19 protein-coding genes are annotated in these 17379 nt (G+C 62.6%); 10 read left to right on the top strand and 9 right to left on the bottom strand.

The features are described from left to right. Positions 1 to 35: 35 nt before the first annotated feature. Together G9U53_RS06525 and G9U53_RS06520 are read right to left on the bottom strand one after the other, a co-directional pair. Positions 36 to 404, bottom strand: coding sequence for a hypothetical protein (locus G9U53_RS06525; RefSeq protein ID WP_007735659.1), 369 nt, complete (start codon positions 402 to 404; stop codon positions 36 to 38). Positions 405 to 429: 25 nt separating this feature from the next. Beyond that, the gene (locus G9U53_RS06520) at positions 430 to 1776 is read right to left on the bottom strand and encodes an APC family permease (protein WP_007735660.1); all 1347 of its coding nucleotides are present in this window, start codon (positions 1774 to 1776) and stop codon (positions 430 to 432) included. A 146-nt stretch (positions 1777 to 1922) separates the two neighbouring features. On the opposite strand from G9U53_RS06520, the gene G9U53_RS06515 reads away from it, so the two are divergent. Together G9U53_RS06515 and G9U53_RS06510 are read left to right on the top strand one after the other, a co-directional pair. Then, positions 1923 to 2594, top strand: coding sequence for a DNA alkylation repair protein (locus G9U53_RS06515; RefSeq protein WP_347570807.1), 672 nt, complete (start codon positions 1923 to 1925; stop codon positions 2592 to 2594). A gap of 99 nt (positions 2595 to 2693) precedes the next feature. Then, positions 2694 to 3809: an ABC transporter substrate-binding protein gene (locus G9U53_RS06510; protein ID WP_347570806.1), complete on the top strand. Its 1116-nt coding sequence runs from the start codon at positions 2694 to 2696 to the stop codon at positions 3807 to 3809. 8 nt (positions 3810 to 3817) lie between these two features. On the opposite strand, the gene G9U53_RS06505 is transcribed toward G9U53_RS06510, so the two are convergent. Next, a complete protein-coding gene (locus G9U53_RS06505) occupies positions 3818 to 4762 on the bottom strand; it encodes a helix-turn-helix domain-containing protein (protein ID WP_003942841.1) in 945 nt (314 codons plus the stop codon). Positions 4763 to 4967: 205 nt separating this feature from the next. On the opposite strand from G9U53_RS06505, the gene G9U53_RS06500 reads away from it, so the two are divergent. From G9U53_RS06500 to G9U53_RS06485, 4 genes are all read left to right on the top strand, one after another. Then, the gene (locus G9U53_RS06500) at positions 4968 to 5642 is read left to right on the top strand and encodes a DJ-1/PfpI family protein (protein WP_058038449.1); all 675 of its coding nucleotides are present in this window, start codon (positions 4968 to 4970) and stop codon (positions 5640 to 5642) included. A 34-nt stretch (positions 5643 to 5676) separates the two neighbouring features. After that, positions 5677 to 6147, top strand: a complete 471-nt coding sequence (locus G9U53_RS06495) for a DUF2269 family protein (protein ID WP_064113544.1) — start codon at positions 5677 to 5679, stop codon at positions 6145 to 6147. Between the two features lie 82 nt (positions 6148 to 6229). After that, on the top strand, positions 6230 to 6895 hold the full coding sequence (locus tag G9U53_RS06490; RefSeq protein ID WP_172403496.1) for a HEAT repeat domain-containing protein: 666 nt from the start codon (positions 6230 to 6232) through the stop codon (positions 6893 to 6895). Positions 6896 to 6908: 13 nt separating this feature from the next. Then, complete coding sequence (locus G9U53_RS06485) at positions 6909 to 7943, top strand: HEAT repeat domain-containing protein (protein WP_064689079.1); 1035 nt, start codon at positions 6909 to 6911, stop codon at positions 7941 to 7943. A gap of 44 nt (positions 7944 to 7987) precedes the next feature. Here G9U53_RS06485 and G9U53_RS06480 read toward each other — a convergent pair whose 3' ends face one another. Then, positions 7988 to 8359, bottom strand: coding sequence for an SdpI family protein (locus G9U53_RS06480; RefSeq protein WP_083058656.1), 372 nt, complete (start codon positions 8357 to 8359; stop codon positions 7988 to 7990). A 338-nt stretch (positions 8360 to 8697) separates the two neighbouring features. Between G9U53_RS06480 and G9U53_RS33450 the strand changes: the two genes are divergently transcribed. The 3 genes from G9U53_RS33450 to G9U53_RS06465 all read left to right on the top strand — a co-directional run bounded on the left by G9U53_RS33450 (position 8698) and on the right by G9U53_RS06465 (position 10120). Next, a complete protein-coding gene (locus G9U53_RS33450) occupies positions 8698 to 8844 on the top strand; it encodes a hypothetical protein (protein ID WP_242692435.1) in 147 nt (48 codons plus the stop codon). 171 nt (positions 8845 to 9015) lie between these two features. Beyond that, positions 9016 to 9492 carry a hypothetical protein gene (locus G9U53_RS06470; RefSeq protein ID WP_083058658.1) on the top strand — a complete coding sequence of 159 codons (477 nt, stop codon included), beginning with the start codon at positions 9016 to 9018 and terminating at the stop codon, positions 9490 to 9492. Between the two features lie 133 nt (positions 9493 to 9625). Continuing rightward, positions 9626 to 10120, top strand: coding sequence for a DinB family protein (locus G9U53_RS06465; RefSeq protein WP_083058714.1), 495 nt, complete (start codon positions 9626 to 9628; stop codon positions 10118 to 10120). Positions 10121 to 10302: 182 nt separating this feature from the next. Here G9U53_RS06465 and G9U53_RS06460 read toward each other — a convergent pair whose 3' ends face one another. Both G9U53_RS06460 and G9U53_RS06455 read right to left on the bottom strand, forming a co-directional pair. Beyond that, on the bottom strand, positions 10303 to 10560 hold the full coding sequence (locus tag G9U53_RS06460; protein WP_058038444.1) for a hypothetical protein: 258 nt from the start codon (positions 10558 to 10560) through the stop codon (positions 10303 to 10305). A gap of 123 nt (positions 10561 to 10683) precedes the next feature. Then, positions 10684 to 12252: a M28 family peptidase gene (locus G9U53_RS06455; protein WP_064689083.1), complete on the bottom strand. Its 1569-nt coding sequence runs from the start codon at positions 12250 to 12252 to the stop codon at positions 10684 to 10686. A gap of 940 nt (positions 12253 to 13192) precedes the next feature. Between G9U53_RS06455 and G9U53_RS06450 the strand changes: the two genes are divergently transcribed. After that, complete coding sequence (locus tag G9U53_RS06450) at positions 13193 to 13858, top strand: TetR/AcrR family transcriptional regulator (protein ID WP_083058717.1); 666 nt, start codon at positions 13193 to 13195, stop codon at positions 13856 to 13858. A 722-nt stretch (positions 13859 to 14580) separates the two neighbouring features. Here the strand turns inward: G9U53_RS06450 and dmpG are convergent. Genes dmpG through G9U53_RS06435 form a run of 3 tightly spaced genes read right to left on the bottom strand, consistent with a single transcriptional unit; the run spans position 14581 to position 17374 of the window. After that, entirely contained in the window at positions 14581 to 15609 is a 1029-nt protein-coding gene (gene dmpG / locus G9U53_RS06445) for a 4-hydroxy-2-oxovalerate aldolase (protein ID WP_020909650.1), read from the bottom strand. After that, positions 15606 to 16550 (bottom strand): acetaldehyde dehydrogenase (acetylating), encoded by a 945-nt coding sequence (locus G9U53_RS06440; RefSeq protein WP_003943168.1) that lies wholly within the window; start codon positions 16548 to 16550, stop codon positions 15606 to 15608. The genes dmpG and G9U53_RS06440 overlap by 4 nt, the downstream gene beginning before the upstream one ends. Further along, positions 16547 to 17374, bottom strand: a complete 828-nt coding sequence (locus G9U53_RS06435) for a fumarylacetoacetate hydrolase family protein (RefSeq protein ID WP_007735684.1) — start codon at positions 17372 to 17374, stop codon at positions 16547 to 16549. Before G9U53_RS06435 ends, G9U53_RS06440 begins: the two co-directional genes overlap by 4 nt. Positions 17375 to 17379 lie beyond the last annotated feature (5 nt).

Genomic DNA, 17379 nt, shown 5'->3' with positions numbered 1-17379 from the left:
TCAATCTGGTTGCTGAACAGACGTATTCAGAGAATCTAGACCCCGATCAAGAAGTAAGCTCCGGTCAGATACGTCAGGGTGAGGCCCGCCAAGGCCCACGCCATGTACGGCCGGATGTAGAGGCGCCGCAGGCGGTGCAATCGCAGGGAGGCTCGCAAGAACGCGCCCACGGTCCCGAGCAGCAACATCAGGCTCGGGACGAAGACCGCCAGTCGGCGATCCTTCTGTGAGCACAGCAAGGTGTCGGTACCGAAGCATTCGCCCCGCCGGGAGCCCAACCACACGATCGCGATAACCAAAACCGCGGTAGCCAGAACGACTGACACGCCGTACGTCAGGGTTCGCCTGTTGATCTTTCGCTCTCGACGCTGAATTACATCTGACGCGTCAGAACTGTCGGTCATCACACCGGCTCCTGTACATCGCACCTCACTTCGTGGATCGGCGGTGGGAGAGGGCGTACAGCACTACTCCGACGGCCAAGAGTAATGATGCACGTAACCACGTCGCAGCGCTCTGCTGGGTGAGCAACGCAACGCACGTACCGAGAGCGAGGATCGGGAAGATGATCGGCGTTCGGAAGTGTTTGTGTTGCACTGCGTCACGGCGCAGAACCAGGACGGCGATGTTGGTGCTGATGAATACGAAAAGCAGCAGGAGTACCACCGTCTCCGCCAGGGCTGACAGCGATCCGGTGACGCAGAGAGCCATGGCAACTGCTGTGGTCGCGATAATCGCCACCCAGGGGGTCCGTCGCTGCGGCAGTACCCGAGCGAAGACGCTCGGGAGCAAGCCTTCCGATGCCATCCCGTATGTCAGCCTGCTCGCCATGATCATTGTCAGCAGTGCGCCGTTGGCGACGGCGACCAACGCGATCAGGCTGAACAGGCGAGGCGGAACGCCGACGTCGGCAGCTGACACAACTTCCAGCAGTGGCCCGGAGGATGCGGCAAGTTCGTCGGCGGGCAGGACCACCGAGACAGCCAGGCCGACAAGGACATAGGCGGCGCCGGCTGTCAGTAATGCTCCGAACAGTGCGCGTGGGTAGACCTTGCTCACGTTCTTCACTTCTTCGGCGACGTTCGCGGACGTTTCGAAGCCGACAAAAGAGTAGTACGCGAGGAGTGCCGCAGCCAGCACCGCGAGTGCAGGCGATCGGCTGTCGTCGAACTCCACGACGCGGCTCAGGGTTCCGTCGCCGCGCCCGAGAACTATGCAAGCGAGGACGACAACGAGGACGAGCCCGGTGACCTCCACGACTGTCATGACGACGTTGGCGCGCATCGACTCCTTGATGCCTCTGGCATTGAGAAGTCCCACCAGGAGCAGGAAGACGAGCGCCGCTGGAACGGTTGGGACGTCGATGAAGGCTTTGAGATAGTCGCCCGAGAATGCGAGGGCGAGTCCCGCCGCACTGGTTACGCCGGCCGCCAGCATCGAGAAGCCGACAAGGAACGAGATCAGTGGTTTCCGATACGCCCGTTGGGCGAAGACGGCTGCGCCGCCCGCTCGCGGATATTTGGTGACCAGTTCGGCATACGACGTTGCTGTCAGCAATGCCATGACGAGCGCTACGAGCAGTGGTACCCAGACGGCTCCACCAACTTCACCGGCGATGACGCCCACCAACGCGTAGATACCGGCGCCCAGAACATCTCCGAGGATGAACACGAAAAGGAGTGGGCCGGTTATCGCCCGGGTCAGAGTGTTCGTACCGCCGCCTTCGTCGCGGCGTGCGGTTTCGTCCACGTTCTCGGCCCTCGCGGCGCGTCGCATGTGCAAGGTTCATCCTGTCTTCATGGTGACGTGCCGCCACCTCAGGAGCAGTCATGTACCCATTGGCCGAGGTTTCAAACGTAGGTCGCCCGCCTTCCCGTGCTTTGCTTGTAGGGGAATCGCAGAAGTAGTGACTGGAGGACGAAGTGACCGAAACGACGGTTGCCGCGGTGATGGACGAGTTGGCTGCTCTCGAAGATCCGAAGGCGCGTGCGGTGAACGAGAAGCACGGTGACGATCACGGTGTGAACCTCACAAAACTGCGCGCTGTTGCGAAGCGATTGAAGACTCAGCAGGAACTCGCACAACAGCTTTGGGCGACGGGCGATACCGCGGCGCGATTGTTGGCCCTTTTGATCTGCCGCCCGAAGGCGTTCGAGCGTGACGAGTTGGATGTCATGTTGCGAGAGGCCCGCACTCCGAAGGTGCAGGACTGGCTCGTCAATTACGTGGTGAAGAAGAACCCGCATGCCGAGGAGTTGCGGGTGGCCTGGACCGCTGACCCTGATCCTGTGGTCGCTAGCGCCGGGTGGGCTCTGACCACCGAACGCGTCGCGAAGAAGCCCGAGGGACTTGACCTTTCAGGGCTACTCGACGTCATCGAGGCGGAGATGAAGGATGCTCCTGACCGCCTGCAATGGGCGATGAATCACTGCCTGGCTCAGATCGGGATCGAACATGCCGAGTACCGCGCCCGGGCAATCGAGATCGGTGAGCGACTGCGGGTGCTCGAGGATTACCCGACTCCACCGAACTGCACCTCGCCGTTTGCGCCCATCTGGATCGCGGAGATGGTGCGACGACAGAGGGCAAAGTAGAGCGCACGACAACTGAGGATAGGGTTACCTTCGTGCTACGTTAGGCGCCGTCACCCGCTCGGGGTGTCTGAGCAGGTCGATCGACCGGGAGGTCCTGGCGTGGCGAGAATTTTGGGACGAGGGCTGTCAGAGCGACGAAGTGGTGGCAGCCGTGTCCGCCGGATGGTAGCCGTCGTGGCGGCGTGCGGGCTGGCGGCCGGAATGGCGGCCTGCAGCAGCAACAGCGACAAAGACAGCACCGACGACAAAGACAGCACCCGGACTTCATCCGCAGTCGACGCCGCGTTCCCGGTGACGATCACGTCGGCCCTCGGCACGGCCGAGATCAAGGAGGAGCCCAGGCGGGTCGCAACCTGGGGATGGTCCAATCAGGACGCCCTCCTGGCGCTCGGTGTCGTCCCGGTCGCGATGCCCACTTTCTCCGGACCTCAGTACGGGGCCGACGCGCAGGGCATTCTGAAGTGGGACGCCGAGGCACTCGACAAGCTCGGTGGCGAGCAGCCGATCTTGTTGTCGGGTGACGGAACGGGCGAAGCACCTGTCGAGCAGTTCGCCAAGGCTGAACCAGATCTCATCTTCGCCCCGTACTCCGGGCTCACTCAGCAGGAATTCGACGCACTGTCGAAGATCGCGCCGGTGGTTTCCTTCCAGGACGAGCCGTGGACCGCGTCGTGGCAGGACCAGGTGACCATCGCTGGTCAGGCGCTGGGTAAACAGGCCGAGGCCGGCACGCTCATCGACAAGACCAACGCCGCGATCAGCGCGACGGCTGCGAAGAACCCTGCGTTGCAAGGTAAGACCGTCACCATCGGACTCCCGAACAGTCCGAGCACCTTCGCGGTGAGTAAGAACGCCGACGTGCGTGTCGAGTTCCTCGAGCAGCTGGGTCTGAAGAACGAGCCGACGATCCAGCAGGCCGATCCCGCCAAGGATCCCGAGGCCGTGTACTTCGAGCTGAGCACCGAGCAGGCGCCGCTGATTGCGTCTGACGTGCTGTTCGTGGTGGCCTACGACAAGGACTCTCTGAACGCGTTCCTCGCCGAGCCACTGGTGGCAGCTCAGCCGGTGATCGTCGATGGGCGTACGGCATCCACCAAGGACTTCAGCGTCGACAAGAACTTCGCGTTCGGCGGACTGACGGTCCTGACCATCCCGTACATCCTCGACGACGTCGCCACAGTTCTGAACACCGCTGCCGGCAACGTCAAGGGCTGACCGGCCCGCTAGCGGGAAGTTCGAAACTGTGTCCGGTACCGCTGTGGGCTGGTGCCGACCAGGTCTCGGAAGCGTTCGCGGAACGTGGTGACGGCATTGAATCCGACTTGTCCCGCAACACGTTCGATCGAGTGGTCGGTAGTCTCGAGCAGAAATTGCGCTTGGCGGAGCCGCGCGTGATGGAGCCACTGCAACGGCGTCGTACCGATTTGTTCCTGGAATCGGCGGTTGAGCGTGCGAGTGCTCATCGTTGCCTTGGCCGCGATTGTCGTGATGTCGAGTTGCTCCCCGAGGTTCTCTTCCATCCAGTTCAGTAGTGGTCGAAGGGTTGTCCCGCTGGGTACGGGAGGCTCGTGGACGATGAATTGTGCTTGCCCTCCGGCACGTTCGAGCGGCATCACACTCAGCCGCGCCGTGTCGGCGGCGACCGCGGACCCGTAGTCCTGACGGACCATGTACAGGCACAGGTCGAGTGCGGCCGCGGCGCCGGCGGAAGTCAGGACGTGCCCGTTGTCTACGTAGAGAACGGCGGCGTCGACGTCGATAGCCGGGTGCCGGCGGGCCAACTCCGACGCAGCCGCCCAGTGCGTCGTCGCGCGAAGTCCGTCGAGCAGGCCTGTATCGGCGAGGGTGAATGCGCCGACGCACAGTGAGGCGATGCGCGTGCCGCGATCCGCGGCAGTTCTGAGGGCTTCGATGATCTCGGGGTCGATCGGCACATCGAGATCGGCGGTGCCCGGGATGATGATCGTGCTGGCCTGGGCGAGACGTGACAGTCCGTGCGGTACGCGCATCGTGAACGTTCCGGTCTCCACCTCCTCGGTGAGCGCGCACACGGCGGTCCGGTAGGCCGGTGCGCCTGAGGGAAGCCTGCATCGTCCGAAGACTTCGAGGGGTGCTGCCAGGTCCATCGGCACCACTCCGGGCAACGCGAGAACTGCAACGTCATGCATGTCTGAAACGTAGCGTATGTGGCGCGAGATTCTGTGATCTCGTGTCGTGAAATATCCTCTCAACTGGTATTTCGTAGAATATGTGAGGTTGGCTGAAAGCCGTCGAAGGTTGGCTTTCAGCCGTCGCCGCTGAGGTCAACTTCCTCCTACTGTCGTAGGAACAGCGACGCGCACAGGAGCGCGTCGCACAAAATCGGAGGTTGCAGTGCACGCGCAGATCGTGTTGTTCGACGGATTCGATCCCATGGATGTCGTGGGTCCGTACGAGGTGCTCTACGCCGGGGGTCTCGCCAGCGGTGGGGCGTTGAGTGTCGAACTCGTCAGTGCGGAGGGGCCTGGGACCGTCCTGAGCGGAAGTGGTGAACTCGCTATGACCGCCACTGCAACCCTCGATGTCGAACACGCGGATCTGATTATCGTTCCCGGAGCATCGGGTCTCTTCGAACCCGATGCGGACCAGCCGGGCACCAGTTTGCCGGAAAGACTCGCGGCCACAACGGAAACCGAACTGCCTGTCATGATGCGGCGTGCACTCGACGATCCTGGTGTTCTTGTTGCGACCGTCTGTGGAGGATCTTTGGCGCTGGCGATGGCGGGGCTTCTCGAAGGGCGCCGCGCCGTGACACACCATCTTGCCGTGGACGCACTGGCGGCCGGCGGCGTCATTCCGATCCAGGCGCGAATCGTCGACGACGGTGACCTGATCACCGCCGGCGGTGTGACATCCGGTCTCGACCTTGGCCTGTACCTGTTGGAACGATGCCTCGGGCCCCGGATAAGTCTCGAGGTCGAAGCGCTCTTCGACTACGAGCGTCGTGGAACGGTGTGGTCGGCCAATGGCGCCGAGCCTGTAATCACCTTCGCCCCGGACGCTGCGTGAATACGCTTGTGCGTACCGAAACGCGAGAAATCCCATGACCGGAATCCTGCTGTCCCTCCACGTGATTGCGGCCATTCTTGCCATCGGCCCCGTCGCTGTGGCGGCGAGTATGTTCCCGGTGGCGAGTCGCGCCGCGCTCGCCGATCCGGACAGCGCCAGTGTTGCGACGACGGGCATGCTGCATCGCATCGTTCGGGTGTATGCCACGATCGGCGTTGTCGTTCCGATGCTCGGTGTCGCCACCGCCGTCAATCTCGGAGTGCTCGGTGACCTGTGGATCCTCACCTCGATCGCATTCACCGTCGTTGCCGCCGTGATACTCACCGCGGTCGTGCTTCCCGCCCAACGGCTGACAATGGCGGCGATCGAAGGAACCGGGTCCGTTGTGGATGTCGCAACGCGCCTCACCCGTCGACTGGGCACAGCGACGGGGATCTTCAATCTGCTCTGGGTCGTTGTCGTCGTGCTGATGATCTTTCGGCCAGGATCGACAACCGGCGTGTGATCCGAGGCGATATTTCCCGTGTCGGAGACAGCGACGCTTGACCTTGACACAGTGACAAGGACTCCAATGGTCGACGAAGGAGGTGGTTGTCGTGAACACAACCAACCATGGTGGGCAGAATGCTCACCTCGTCGACGCATTGGCCGCGGCTGATCCCTCGGTTCGGCTGCGTGCCGCGCTCGCTGTCGGCACGCGCCCGGACCCTGAGCTGACGGATGCCCTGATCGATCGGTGCGCCGTCGAGCCGGACTTCTTCGTCCGCGACATGCTGACCTGGGCATTGTGCCGCTTGCCGGCCGAAATTACGGTGCCGAGGCTGATCCGTGAGCTCGGGGCCGATGGTTCGCAAGCCCGCAGTCAGGCGCTCCACACCTTGTCCAAGATCGGCGATCCGATGGCGTGGCCCGAGGTCTCTGCGCTGGTGCACGACCAGGACGACGAGGTCGCGCGCAGTGCGTGGCGCGCCGCAGTGGCACTCGTGCCGGCAGGAGTCGAGGGTGCACTCGCAGCGGATCTGGCGACCGAACTCGGGCGGGGTGAACTGCAGATGCAGCTCAGTCTGAGCCGTGCTTTGACCGGACTCGGCGAGGCTGTACTCCCGGTGCTCGACGCGGCCGGTATGAGCCCGAATCCGCGTGTCCGGGCGCATGCTGATGCTACAAAGCAACTCTGGCACGACCCCGACGGTGGGTTCGCACTCTCTCACGAGTTGGCGAAGCGCGTCGCGGCAATCGGCCCGGACGCGTAGGAAGGGGAGACGGATGTTGATCGGCGAGGTCTCGCGGCGTTGTGGTGTCAGCACACGGATGCTGCGTCACTACGACACCTTGGGACTGGTGAAGCCGACGGGCCGCACGTCCGGCGGTTACCGGGAGTACTCCGCCGACGACATCCGTCGACTCTTCCACGTCGAGAGCTTGAGGACGTTGGGGCTCTCGTTGAACGAGGCCAAGCGTGCACTGGACGAACCCGACTTCGCGCCGGCCGATTTGGTGGGTGAACTCATGCAACACACTCGGCAACGGATCGCGGCGGAGGAGGAATTGCTGACCAAACTCGAAAGGGTCGATGCCAGCGCCCCTTCGGAGTGGGACGACGTCCTGCGCATGGTCTCACTGTTGCGTGCACTCGAATCCGAGTTCGCTGCCCATCGTCAGCAAGCGATCCTGTCGCAGGAGCTGAATGCGGCGTTGCCCGTCGACGCACTCGTCGAGGCCATCCTGTCGGAGAAGGATGCCAACGTGGCCGGAGCGTTGCAGTGGGCGTTGGCGAGGACCGAAGGTGCGGGCCTTGCAGGTCTCACGAAGGGCCTCGAATCGGAGGACGTCGAGGTTCGACGCCGCGCGACGTCGGCCATCTCCGGGATCCACACCGAGGAAGCAACTCGGGCGCTGAAGCGAGCTCTCGATGATTCGGACGCGATAGTCCGCGCTGATGCCGCTCTCACCCTCGGATCTCGCGGAGAGGCCGTCTCGATGCCCGCTCTCCTCGAGATGGTCGCCGACGGGCGACGCGACGTCGAGGCCGGAGAGGTGCTCGGTCTTCTCGCGGAGCACTCACCGACAAGCGGTGAGGTCGTCGATGCCGTGCAGGCAAGACTCGACGGCACTGACGACGCCCCGACGAGGTTGCGAATCACGCAGGCACTCGCTGAGATTCCCGGCGCGGCGGCCCGGGAAGCGCTCGCCCGGCTGACACGCGACAACGACAAGACGGTCGCGTCCACGGCAGCCGCGATCCTCGAGATGCGGGACCGTGGACCACGCCGGCGCGAACGACCGCGTATCGGGAACTGAAATCGGAGAACTAGGGCACCTCTGACAAATGCGGGCCCGGGTGGTCAGCGCCGCAACGATTTTGCCGCGGCGTTGCCCTTCAACGCTGCACAGAGCAGGACAAGGAGCACCGCTAGAAACACGACTGTTGAGGCGACAGCCGACACCACAGATCCGAAACCTGTCACGACACCGATGGCGACCTGCATGCACAGTCCCACTACGGCTGTCCACACCGTCCGGCGTAGAAGGGGCCACGCAATCCGATGGGCCAATTGCCACGCCTCGGGGCTCGAGATCGTCGCCTTCGTGCGTATGCCGACAACGGGATTCGGTTCATCACCGACGACTCGCGGAAGAATCCCGGCAACGAACGCGAGGACAAGCGTCGACGACGACAGCGAGGCCGTCAGACCCAGCAAATCAGACGATCCCACCCGTCCAGCCCCCTATCGGCAGATTTGACACAGCGGACATTCCAGTCTGGGTTGCCGCTGGGACACACCCGACTGTATGCGAACGAATGCATGTACGGCTGTGCGGGTGACGCACTTTCAAGCTTTGCCGAATGAGCAGTGGACTCGATCTCGGACTGGTTGTCGGACAGACCCAAATGCGGATCACCTACGCAGAAAAGGTTTCCCGCCGGATCCGCCAACACGTCCCAAATTGATCCGCCCGACTCATGGCGCTCGATGTGGGCTGCTCCTGCCGCGACAAACGTCGCGACGACCTCGTCCCGCGGAGGATCCTGCGGTTCGAGGTCGAAGTCGAGGTGAACCGTATTCCTTTGGCTGCGAGCCTGATCGATCCGTTGGAAACCGAGAGTGAGTGGGAGATCCGGGGCCGTCACCGTCAGGAAATCTTCGTCACCATCGGTACTCGCCTCGCCGAATCGCTCCGACCACCAGGTGGCAAGTGATCGGGCATCCGTTGCATCGAACGTAACCATGGCCAATCGCACCATCACACACCACAACCTCTTTACACGTGACTGCCTTTCGATCGATCTTAGGCAAAGCCCTGCAGCTGCTGCGCACCCGCTGCGGAGTGATCGGCGGATAGGGTTTCTTGCGTGGTGGATCAACGGCGAATGAGTTTGCGACGCAGGTACCTGAGCCTCGGTCTTGGCGAACTGGCGGCCGCGGCCGTATTTGCCGCTGTGGCTGTCGGCGTCGTGATGCCTCGGCTCGAAGGTCCGAAAGACTCCGCTGCGTTGTGGTCGGCGCTGGCCCCACTGCTTGTGATACTCGTACAAGCAGGTGTCTACTGGCTGCTTGCCCGAGGCTGGGTCGAGCAGGCACCGATGCCGGCCCGCCTCGCAGCGCTCTACCGCGTGTTTCGGGTCCTCGATGTTCTCTTGTTGGCGATAGCTCTTCTCGGCGTTGTCATCTGGCTACCAGATCACTCCGGCGGAGCTGTGGGCGTGGTGGCGGTGTGGGCTTTCGGCGTCGCCGAGTACGCCAACTACTTCGTGGCTCGTCTCGCCTACCCGCTGCGGCGGTGGCCTTTCGAGGTCGGCAAGTTGCGGAGGCCCCAACTTGTGCACGACCTGCATTCGGCGCGGTGATACCGGCGATGAAGCCTGCCTTTGCCGCAACGGCAAAATTTGATGCGGGATCGGCGTGAATTCGGAAGGATCGCTTCTGCCCACCCAGGAACGAAGCCTCTATGTCGTTCTTCACCGAGGAAGGAGAACCACCATGGCAGCGTCGCGTCGCAGCCGCCGTGATGCCCCACCGCCCCGGGCCGGAAACAGCGAGGTCGATACGCTACGCGCGTTTCTCGACTACTTGCGTGATTCGATCGCTGCCAAGGTCGAGGGTGCTCCGGAACCTCAGGTGCGCACCACAATTGTTCCGTCGGGGACAACCTTGCTCGGGCTGGTCAATCACTTGATCTTTGTCGAACGATCGATGTTTCTCGCAGAAAGCGTGACGGATTGGAAAGCGACGTTTCAGCCGTCATCGGAAGACAGCGTGGACGGTGTCGTCAGTCGCTATCGCGAGACGGTCGAGCGTGCCAACGCAGTTCTCGACGGATGCACAGATCTTGCCGCGCCCATCCCGCGACCGGGGGCGAAACGACCCGCTCCCAGTGTCCGCTGGGCGCTCGTGCACATGATCGAAGAGACCGGACGCCATGCCGGCCACGCTGACATCCTCCGCGAACTGATCGACGGTTCGACCGGCCGGTGACGCTGTAACAAGGAATAGAGTTCCCGGTGAAGACGATAGGTCTCGCCGAAGTTGAATCTGTCTGAAGCGGAGGGTAATTGGTTTCACATCGAGAGTGACCAGCCTCTCTGGTCGCACGCGTCGACGTTGCCGCTGGGACTCAAGGCTATGGACGCCAATCCTGGAAACGAAGCACCGACCGACTACTCGCCGCAGCGGTAGAGTGTGACGACGACCACGTGGCATTCCTCGGCAGATGGGACGGTTGCTTCGATCAGCGAGGCCGGCTGCGACAGGAACTGGGTGACGACGAGGTAGCCGGGCGCGGCATGGATCTTTACTCCGTCGAACTCGGCGGTTTCGGCCACCGCCGACGCGGTAACGAACCGACCGATGATTTCGAGGATCTCCAGTTCGGTCAGGGCACGGGGCGCGACATTGCCGGAGACCCTCGCCCGCAATCGCTCTGGCCGCGACGGGCTTCGTCCAGCTGAGCCGATGAGATTGCCGAACAGGGTGATTGATCTGCATCCACGGCGCGGTGTCGGCTCAGTGTCATAGCCCGTCGAGGTTCTTGATTCGTCTCAGCAACATCCACGCACTGCGCCTCGAACAGGTGTCGAGTTGCCGTCACCGCCGACGGGTTGAGCGTTTCGGATCAGATCACTATCGACAGTGTGCAGCGCGTCTACAACGTCTCTCAGGACGAGGGTCATTTGCCGAAGTGAGGCCGGAGGGATCCGGTCGATCGTGTCTTCGATCGTGTGATACCGCGAATGCGCTGTCGTTATGTCAAAGCTCGGGACGAAATCGGGGACTCGCGCCAGAGATGACTTGATCGGGAGCGGAATGGGCGGGACGACTCCATTCTGAACGCACTCCTGAAGTACGAGGTTCAGCAACACAGGATTGAAAGAGCCGAGTACGCCCCTGATCTCGTCCAGCCCGGTGGGGATATCGACCGAGGACTGGGTCACACGAATGGTGCCCGCGGCGGCGAGGTGGTCAAGCCATGCGAACGTGATCACGCGCGGCAGCATGTCCTCTAGATGGGTTTGCATAAAGTGCGTGAGGTCGAAGTCCCCGCAGTCGTGACCTCCTGCCGCGAGAAACACCAATGTTCTCGGACGCTCGCTCCTGGCTTTCGCTGCGTAATGACGCATCAGCGCCAACATGCCCGCAACACCGGTGCCGTTATCCATTGCGCCGCCGTAGGTGCTGTCGTAATGCGCGCCAATGAGAACAATTTCGTCACTGACCCCGGGAAGTACACCCACGACGTCTTCCATGACTGCGCGCAGCTCGTGAGTTCCAGGGCCCAACGATCCCCCGGTAACGGAGCGGGTTCCACCGAAGGGGGGATTCTCGGTCCGAATCTCGAGCGACATGGTCACCGGTCCGCCACCGAGAGCGGTACGGATTGCGTTGAAGTCATCCGATCCCAGGACAAGCCCTGGGATCGACGCTTCCTTTCTCTGTCGAAAGGTGTTCTTGTCGATACCTTTTCCGTGCGTCAGCCGCGTCAGATTGTTCGGAGCATCGGCAGTTCTGATGTAGCCGACGGCGCCGTGGGCGACGGCTGACTCGTATGCATCGAGCATTCCATCGGTGTTCATCACATTGATCAGATATACGGATTCGACCATTGCGATCTTGCCTCTGACGTCGACACGGTCGAAGTCGCGCGCAGTTCCGGCACCGACGTGGACAACCTCGGCCTCGACCTGTCCTGCACTGGTGTACCAGATCGGGTACGAGTTCGTTTCCCACGGCAACGCCGGGGCAGGGGACGCCGCATTGGTTACCTTCGCGTGCCACACGCTCGGGTAGTACACATCGAAATCCCATTCCTCGGTGTGGGTCTGGAGCCCGGATTGCTCGAATGACTCGCGCACCCATCGCGCCGCGTCGCGAACTGCGGGAGATCCCGGACGACGCCAGCCAAAGGACGTCATCGTCTCTACGTCACTCATCAGGGCGTTCTCAGAGAACACGTCGCCGGGCGAGGTGCCTGGAGTTGATGCTTTGGGAATCAGATCGGCCGCAGCCGAATTATGCGTGGCCAATGGTAGTCCGATACCGGCGGCTGCCGCCCCAGCCATCTGCATCATGCGGCGGCGACTGAGTGCTTTGCTATGTGTTTCGTCGTTCATCTTGGGGTCCTTACTATCTCGGGTTGACGATCGCTACTGAGTCCGCGTGACGGTCAAGGCTGGTCCCCTGCATCTCCAGCGCTGGGAGTCCTGCGAGCTCGAGCTGTCACGATGACCCCGTGTCCTGTACGTAGACGCGGACTCGGGGTAGGCCACGACACGGGCGAACGAACCCGACGAACTGGACGACAGCACTGCGCCTGACGTGGCGAGGCACGTGTCGGCGAGTGTGGCGGCGGTCGCGAGAGTCGGTATCGCACGGTCAAGGATCATGGGGTCTCCGGCTTTCGAGCTATAAAAGTTACGTGCGATTCTTTTATACAGTGTCGGGGTGGCCTGTGTCACTATCGGATGGCAGTGGAGTCGACGCCGAACAGGCGGCGAGGTGGGAATCCGATATCAAAGTTCGTTCGACTTCACGAGGAGTAAACCTCGATCAAGGGTGCTGCATCGGACCCAACGCAGAATGCCCCCTTCGGGATCGTCGAGAATATCCGAGGCCACCAGCTAATGGCGCATACGTCACGCACGTGGCGGTGCAACACAAACGTAGGCAGCACTCAGGATGCGTCAATTCTATCCTGAATTTGTTGCGCCATAATGTGTTCCGAACTCCTGGCGGCTAGGTAACCCAGCGTGATCGACGTAACTGTGTGGCCGGACTCCATCGCCACACTCAGCATGAGTTCACAGATGCGCGTGACAAAATTCCGGCACTAAGCCTGACATCATCAACTCGATCAGGGTGATGTCGTCAACCTAGGAACCTTCCCCTCAAAGATCTGAACTGGCTGTTTCACCAATCGTTGCGCTGACGTGAACGAGCACGTCAGTACGCATGGTGTGCCTGGCATCCGGTCATCCCTCATCGTTTTCCCTCATCCTTCATTGGCTACTCTCACTGGATCGGTTCGTGTCTGCGGCAGGGGAAGGTGTGGTCTTGACTTCGAGAATCACGGAGGGTGTCTTCTTCAGTGCTCCGGCGGACCTGCCTCGAGGCAGGCACGAGTTGAGTAGGGACAAGGTCCTTTCCGCTCAGCGTGAGCGGCTCATGATCGCGACAACTGAGTTGATGGCGGAGTCCGGATATCAGGGCGTGGCAGTCCGTCGGATAGCCAAGCGCGCGAAGGTCTCACCCGCGGCCTTCTACGAATGTTTCCCCGACAAAGATGCGTGCGTGTTCGCTGCCTACGGTCGGTTCATCGAAGTATTGCTCAACCGCATTCGTGATGTCCTGCCGACCGCATCCTTCGCCTGGGATCATCGAACCATCGCAGTGGTGGTCGACGGTTACTTGAGTGCTTTGAATGCAGATCCTGTGGTGGCGAGGGCATTCCAGGTGGAGATGGACACTGTTGGGCGACGCGCACGTGTACAACGCCGAGCGGCGCTGGTGGGCATGGCGCAGGCATTGAAGTCAGAGCGCGAGCGCTCTCCCGGTAACCCGCGCGCACCCCTCAGTGCATATGTGGGCGCGGTATACGCAATCCGACAGCTCGCGTCCGATGCACTGGACGAACCTGAAGAAGGATCGGTTACCGATCTGTCAGCGGAGGCCGGCGTGTGGATCGCTGCAATGCTCTCCTCTGCGCAGGTTGGAACGTGACCTGGGCGTTGGGCGCGGAGTAATCGATTAGGCGGTTGATCGCCTGAGCAAGCTCTGTCTGGTCGACAGATTGCGGCAGCTGCAAGTCGAGTGCCGCAATCGGGCGTCGTATTTGGTGACATAACGGCCCACTGCGAGCCGCGCCGCATTCACCGCATGTACCCAACGTCGCTGCATGTTGACCAAATCGGAGGAATTCAAAGCCTTCTGGCCCGGTGGCACGAGAACCGCGACAGTCGACGCGATCATCCGAATCGCCGGGTACGCCCCTGTCTGAACTAACTCACAGAAGGCGGAGCACTTGCCGGTAGCGTCCATCCTCAACCCTGGAAGTACTTGTCCACCACACACCGCGCACTTGGGTATGTGGACCGGAATGCCGACGAAGCCTACCGTCCGCGTCCCAACGAGCAGTGGGGCGCGATGAACGTTGAGCGGACCTCCCCGTGCTCGGAAACTGAATCCGTACCGAATTCCTCGCGGTAGACGGATCTTACTCGGATGACGAGTCTCTCTGAATTCGACTGCAGCGGAAAAGGTTCAGTTCCGGCAGTCGGAGGCGCGGTGGGAAGGGCCCGATCAACTGTTCGAGTACTCTGCCGGCGGGTTCAGGCTGATCGCGCGTATGACAGCGAGGCGAAATGTTCTCAGCGGAACTGAGAAGTCCCGCCCCCGTCCGGAGACGGGAGCGGGACTCGGGTGTCAGCGAACTCGGCAGCGCGTCAGACTGCTTCCTTTGTCGCCTGCGCTGCGAGGGTGAGCGCGATGTCGACGATCATGTCCTCCTGGCCACCCACCAGACGGCGGCGTCCAGCTTCGAGCAGCAGTGTGCGAACGTCGATTCCGTAGCGCTCCGACGCAGCTTCGGCGTGGCGCAGGAAGCTCGAGTACACGCCGGCGTAGCCGAGAGTGAGGGTTTCGCGATCGACGCGGACCGGCCGGTCCTGCAGCGGTCGGACGATGTCGTCGGCGGCATCCTGCAGGGCGAACAGGTCGCAGCCGTGCTCCCACTCTTCGATGTTGGCGACGGCGATGAAGGCCTCGAGGGGGCAGTTGCCGGCACCGGCGCCGTGACCGGCAAGCGAAGCATCGACGCGGGTGACGCCGTTCTGCACTGCAACAACGGAATTGGCAACCGAGAGCGAGAGATTCTCATGGGCGTGGATACCGATTTCGGTGCCCTCGTCGAGGATGTCGCGGTATGCACGAACACGATCCGCGACGTCGTTCATCACCAGACGTCCACCCGAGTCGGTGACGTAGACGCAGTGCGCGCCATACGATTCCATCAACTTGGCCTGCTTGGCCAGTTCCTCGGCAGGCGCCATGTGGCTCATCATCAGGAAGCCCGAGACGTCCATGCCGATCTCGCGGGCGGTTTCGATGTGCTGCGCGGAGACGTCGGCCTCGGTGCAGTGCGTGGCAACGCGAACCGAGCGCACACCGAGGTCGTAAGCATGCTTGAGTTCACTGATCGTGCCGACACCCGGAAGTAGCAGCGTGGTGAGACGAGCGTGCTCGAGTACCTCGGCCGCTGCTTCGATCCATTCCCAGTCGGTGTTCGAGCCGGGGCCGTAGTTGAGCGAGCCGCCGGCGAGGCCGTCACCGTGTGCTACTTCGATCGCGTCGACGCCGGCAGCGTCGAGAGCTGTGACGATCCGCTTGACGTCGGTGGGCGAAATGCGGTGGCGGACAGCGTGCATGCCGTCACGAAGGGTGACGTCCTGGACGAAGATCTTGCGGTTGCTCACTTGGTTGCTTCCTTCTGCTGGGCGATGCGCTCCGCGATCTGCATTCCGGCGGACGTCATGATGTCGAGATTGCCGGCGTACGCAGGCAGGTAGTGTGCCGCGCCCTCGACCTCGAGGAACACCGACACCTGGTGGGTGGGGCGATTGCCGTCGACGAGCAACGTCTCGACGGGCTGGTCGGCCGGGATCTCGGTGATCTGGACTTCCTGCTTGAGTCGATAGCCGGGGACATACGCGGAGACGTCGCCGACCATCTTCTCGATCGACTGACGGATCTCGTCGTGAACAGCCGGGTCCGGTGCGTCGACGAGGCAGAAGACCGTGTCGCGCATGATGAGCGGCGGCTCAGCGGGGTTGAGGATGATGATGGCCTTGCCACGACGAGCGCCGCCGACTGCCACGATCGCCTCGGACGTGGTCTCGGTGAACTCGTCGATGTTGGCGCGCGTTCCGGGGCCGGCCGACTTGGAGGCGATGGACGCGACGATCTCCGCATACGCCACCGGGACGACCCGAGAAACAGCGGCAACCATCGGGATGGTGGCCTGGCCGCCACACGTCACCATGTTGACGTTGGGTGCGTCCAAGTGCTCGTCCGCGTTGACGGCCGGTACGACGTACGGTCCGATCGCGGCAGGCGTCAGGTCGATCATGCGCTTGCCGAGGGGAGCCAGCCGCGCGTTGTTGGCCACGTGAGCCTTTGCCGAGGTGGCGTCGAAGACGATCTCGATCTCGTCGAAGTTCGGCAGACCGACAAGGCCTTCGACGCCTTCTGCCGTGATCGGCACGTTCAGACGCGCGGCGCGAGCGAGGCCGTCGGACGCGGGGTCGATACCGACCATCGCGCCCATCTCCAGGTAGTCGGAGTTGCGCAGCACCTTGATCATCAGATCGGTGCCGATGTTGCCCGATCCGATGATCGCGACCTTGACCTTGCTCATGCGTTGTCCTCTTCGCTGGAAAAACTGGTGGTGACGGAACCGAGCCCGGAGACGGTCACGGTGACTACGTTGCCTGCGGTGACCGGTGCCATGGGGCCGAGAGCGCCGGACAGGATCACCTGCCCTGCGGTCAGCGGCTGCCCCAACTCACGTGCAGTGCGGGCGAGCCAGACGACGGCTTCGATCGGATCGCCCAGGCAGGCGGTTCCGACGCCGGTGGACACCTCGGTGCCGTCGACGGACATCGACATGACGACGCCGGCGGGTTCCACCTCGTCGAGGGTGCGTCGTTCGGTTCCCAGGACGTACACGCCCGAGGACGCATTGTCGGCGACGGTGTCACCGAACTTGATGTCCCACGACTCGATGCGGCTGTCGCAGATCTCGATCGCGGCGACGGCGTAGTCGATCGCACCGCGCACCTGCGCACTGTCCAGCGGTCCGTCCACGAGGTCGGCACCGAGCACGAAGGCAACTTCCGCTTCGACCTTGGGCTGGATCAAACGGCTCATGGGGATGGCGCCGCCCGCGGGGAACTCCATGTCGGCGTACAGCACGCCGAGGTCGGGCTGGTCGACACCGAGCTGCTGCTGGACTGCCACCGAGGTCAGGCCGATCTTGCGGCCTACGACCACGGCCCCCGCCTGCCGACGGATTTCGTCGACGCGGCGCTGGACGGCGTAGGCGGCGACGAGGTCGTCGGCGCCGATCAGATCGCGTACTGGCGCGCAGGGAGTGCCGCTCGCGATGGCGGCTGCAAGGCGGTCCGCAGCAGCTGCGATGTCGGTCTCGCTAGCTGTACTGGTATTCGTGGGCTGGCTCATGGCCA

Source organism: Rhodococcus sp. D-46 (assembly GCF_011290655.1).
GTDB lineage: Bacteria > Actinomycetota > Actinomycetes > Mycobacteriales > Mycobacteriaceae > Rhodococcus_F > Rhodococcus_F qingshengii.
Note: the sequence above shows the minus strand (reverse complement) of the source record. Positions and strands in the feature narration are given on the sequence as shown.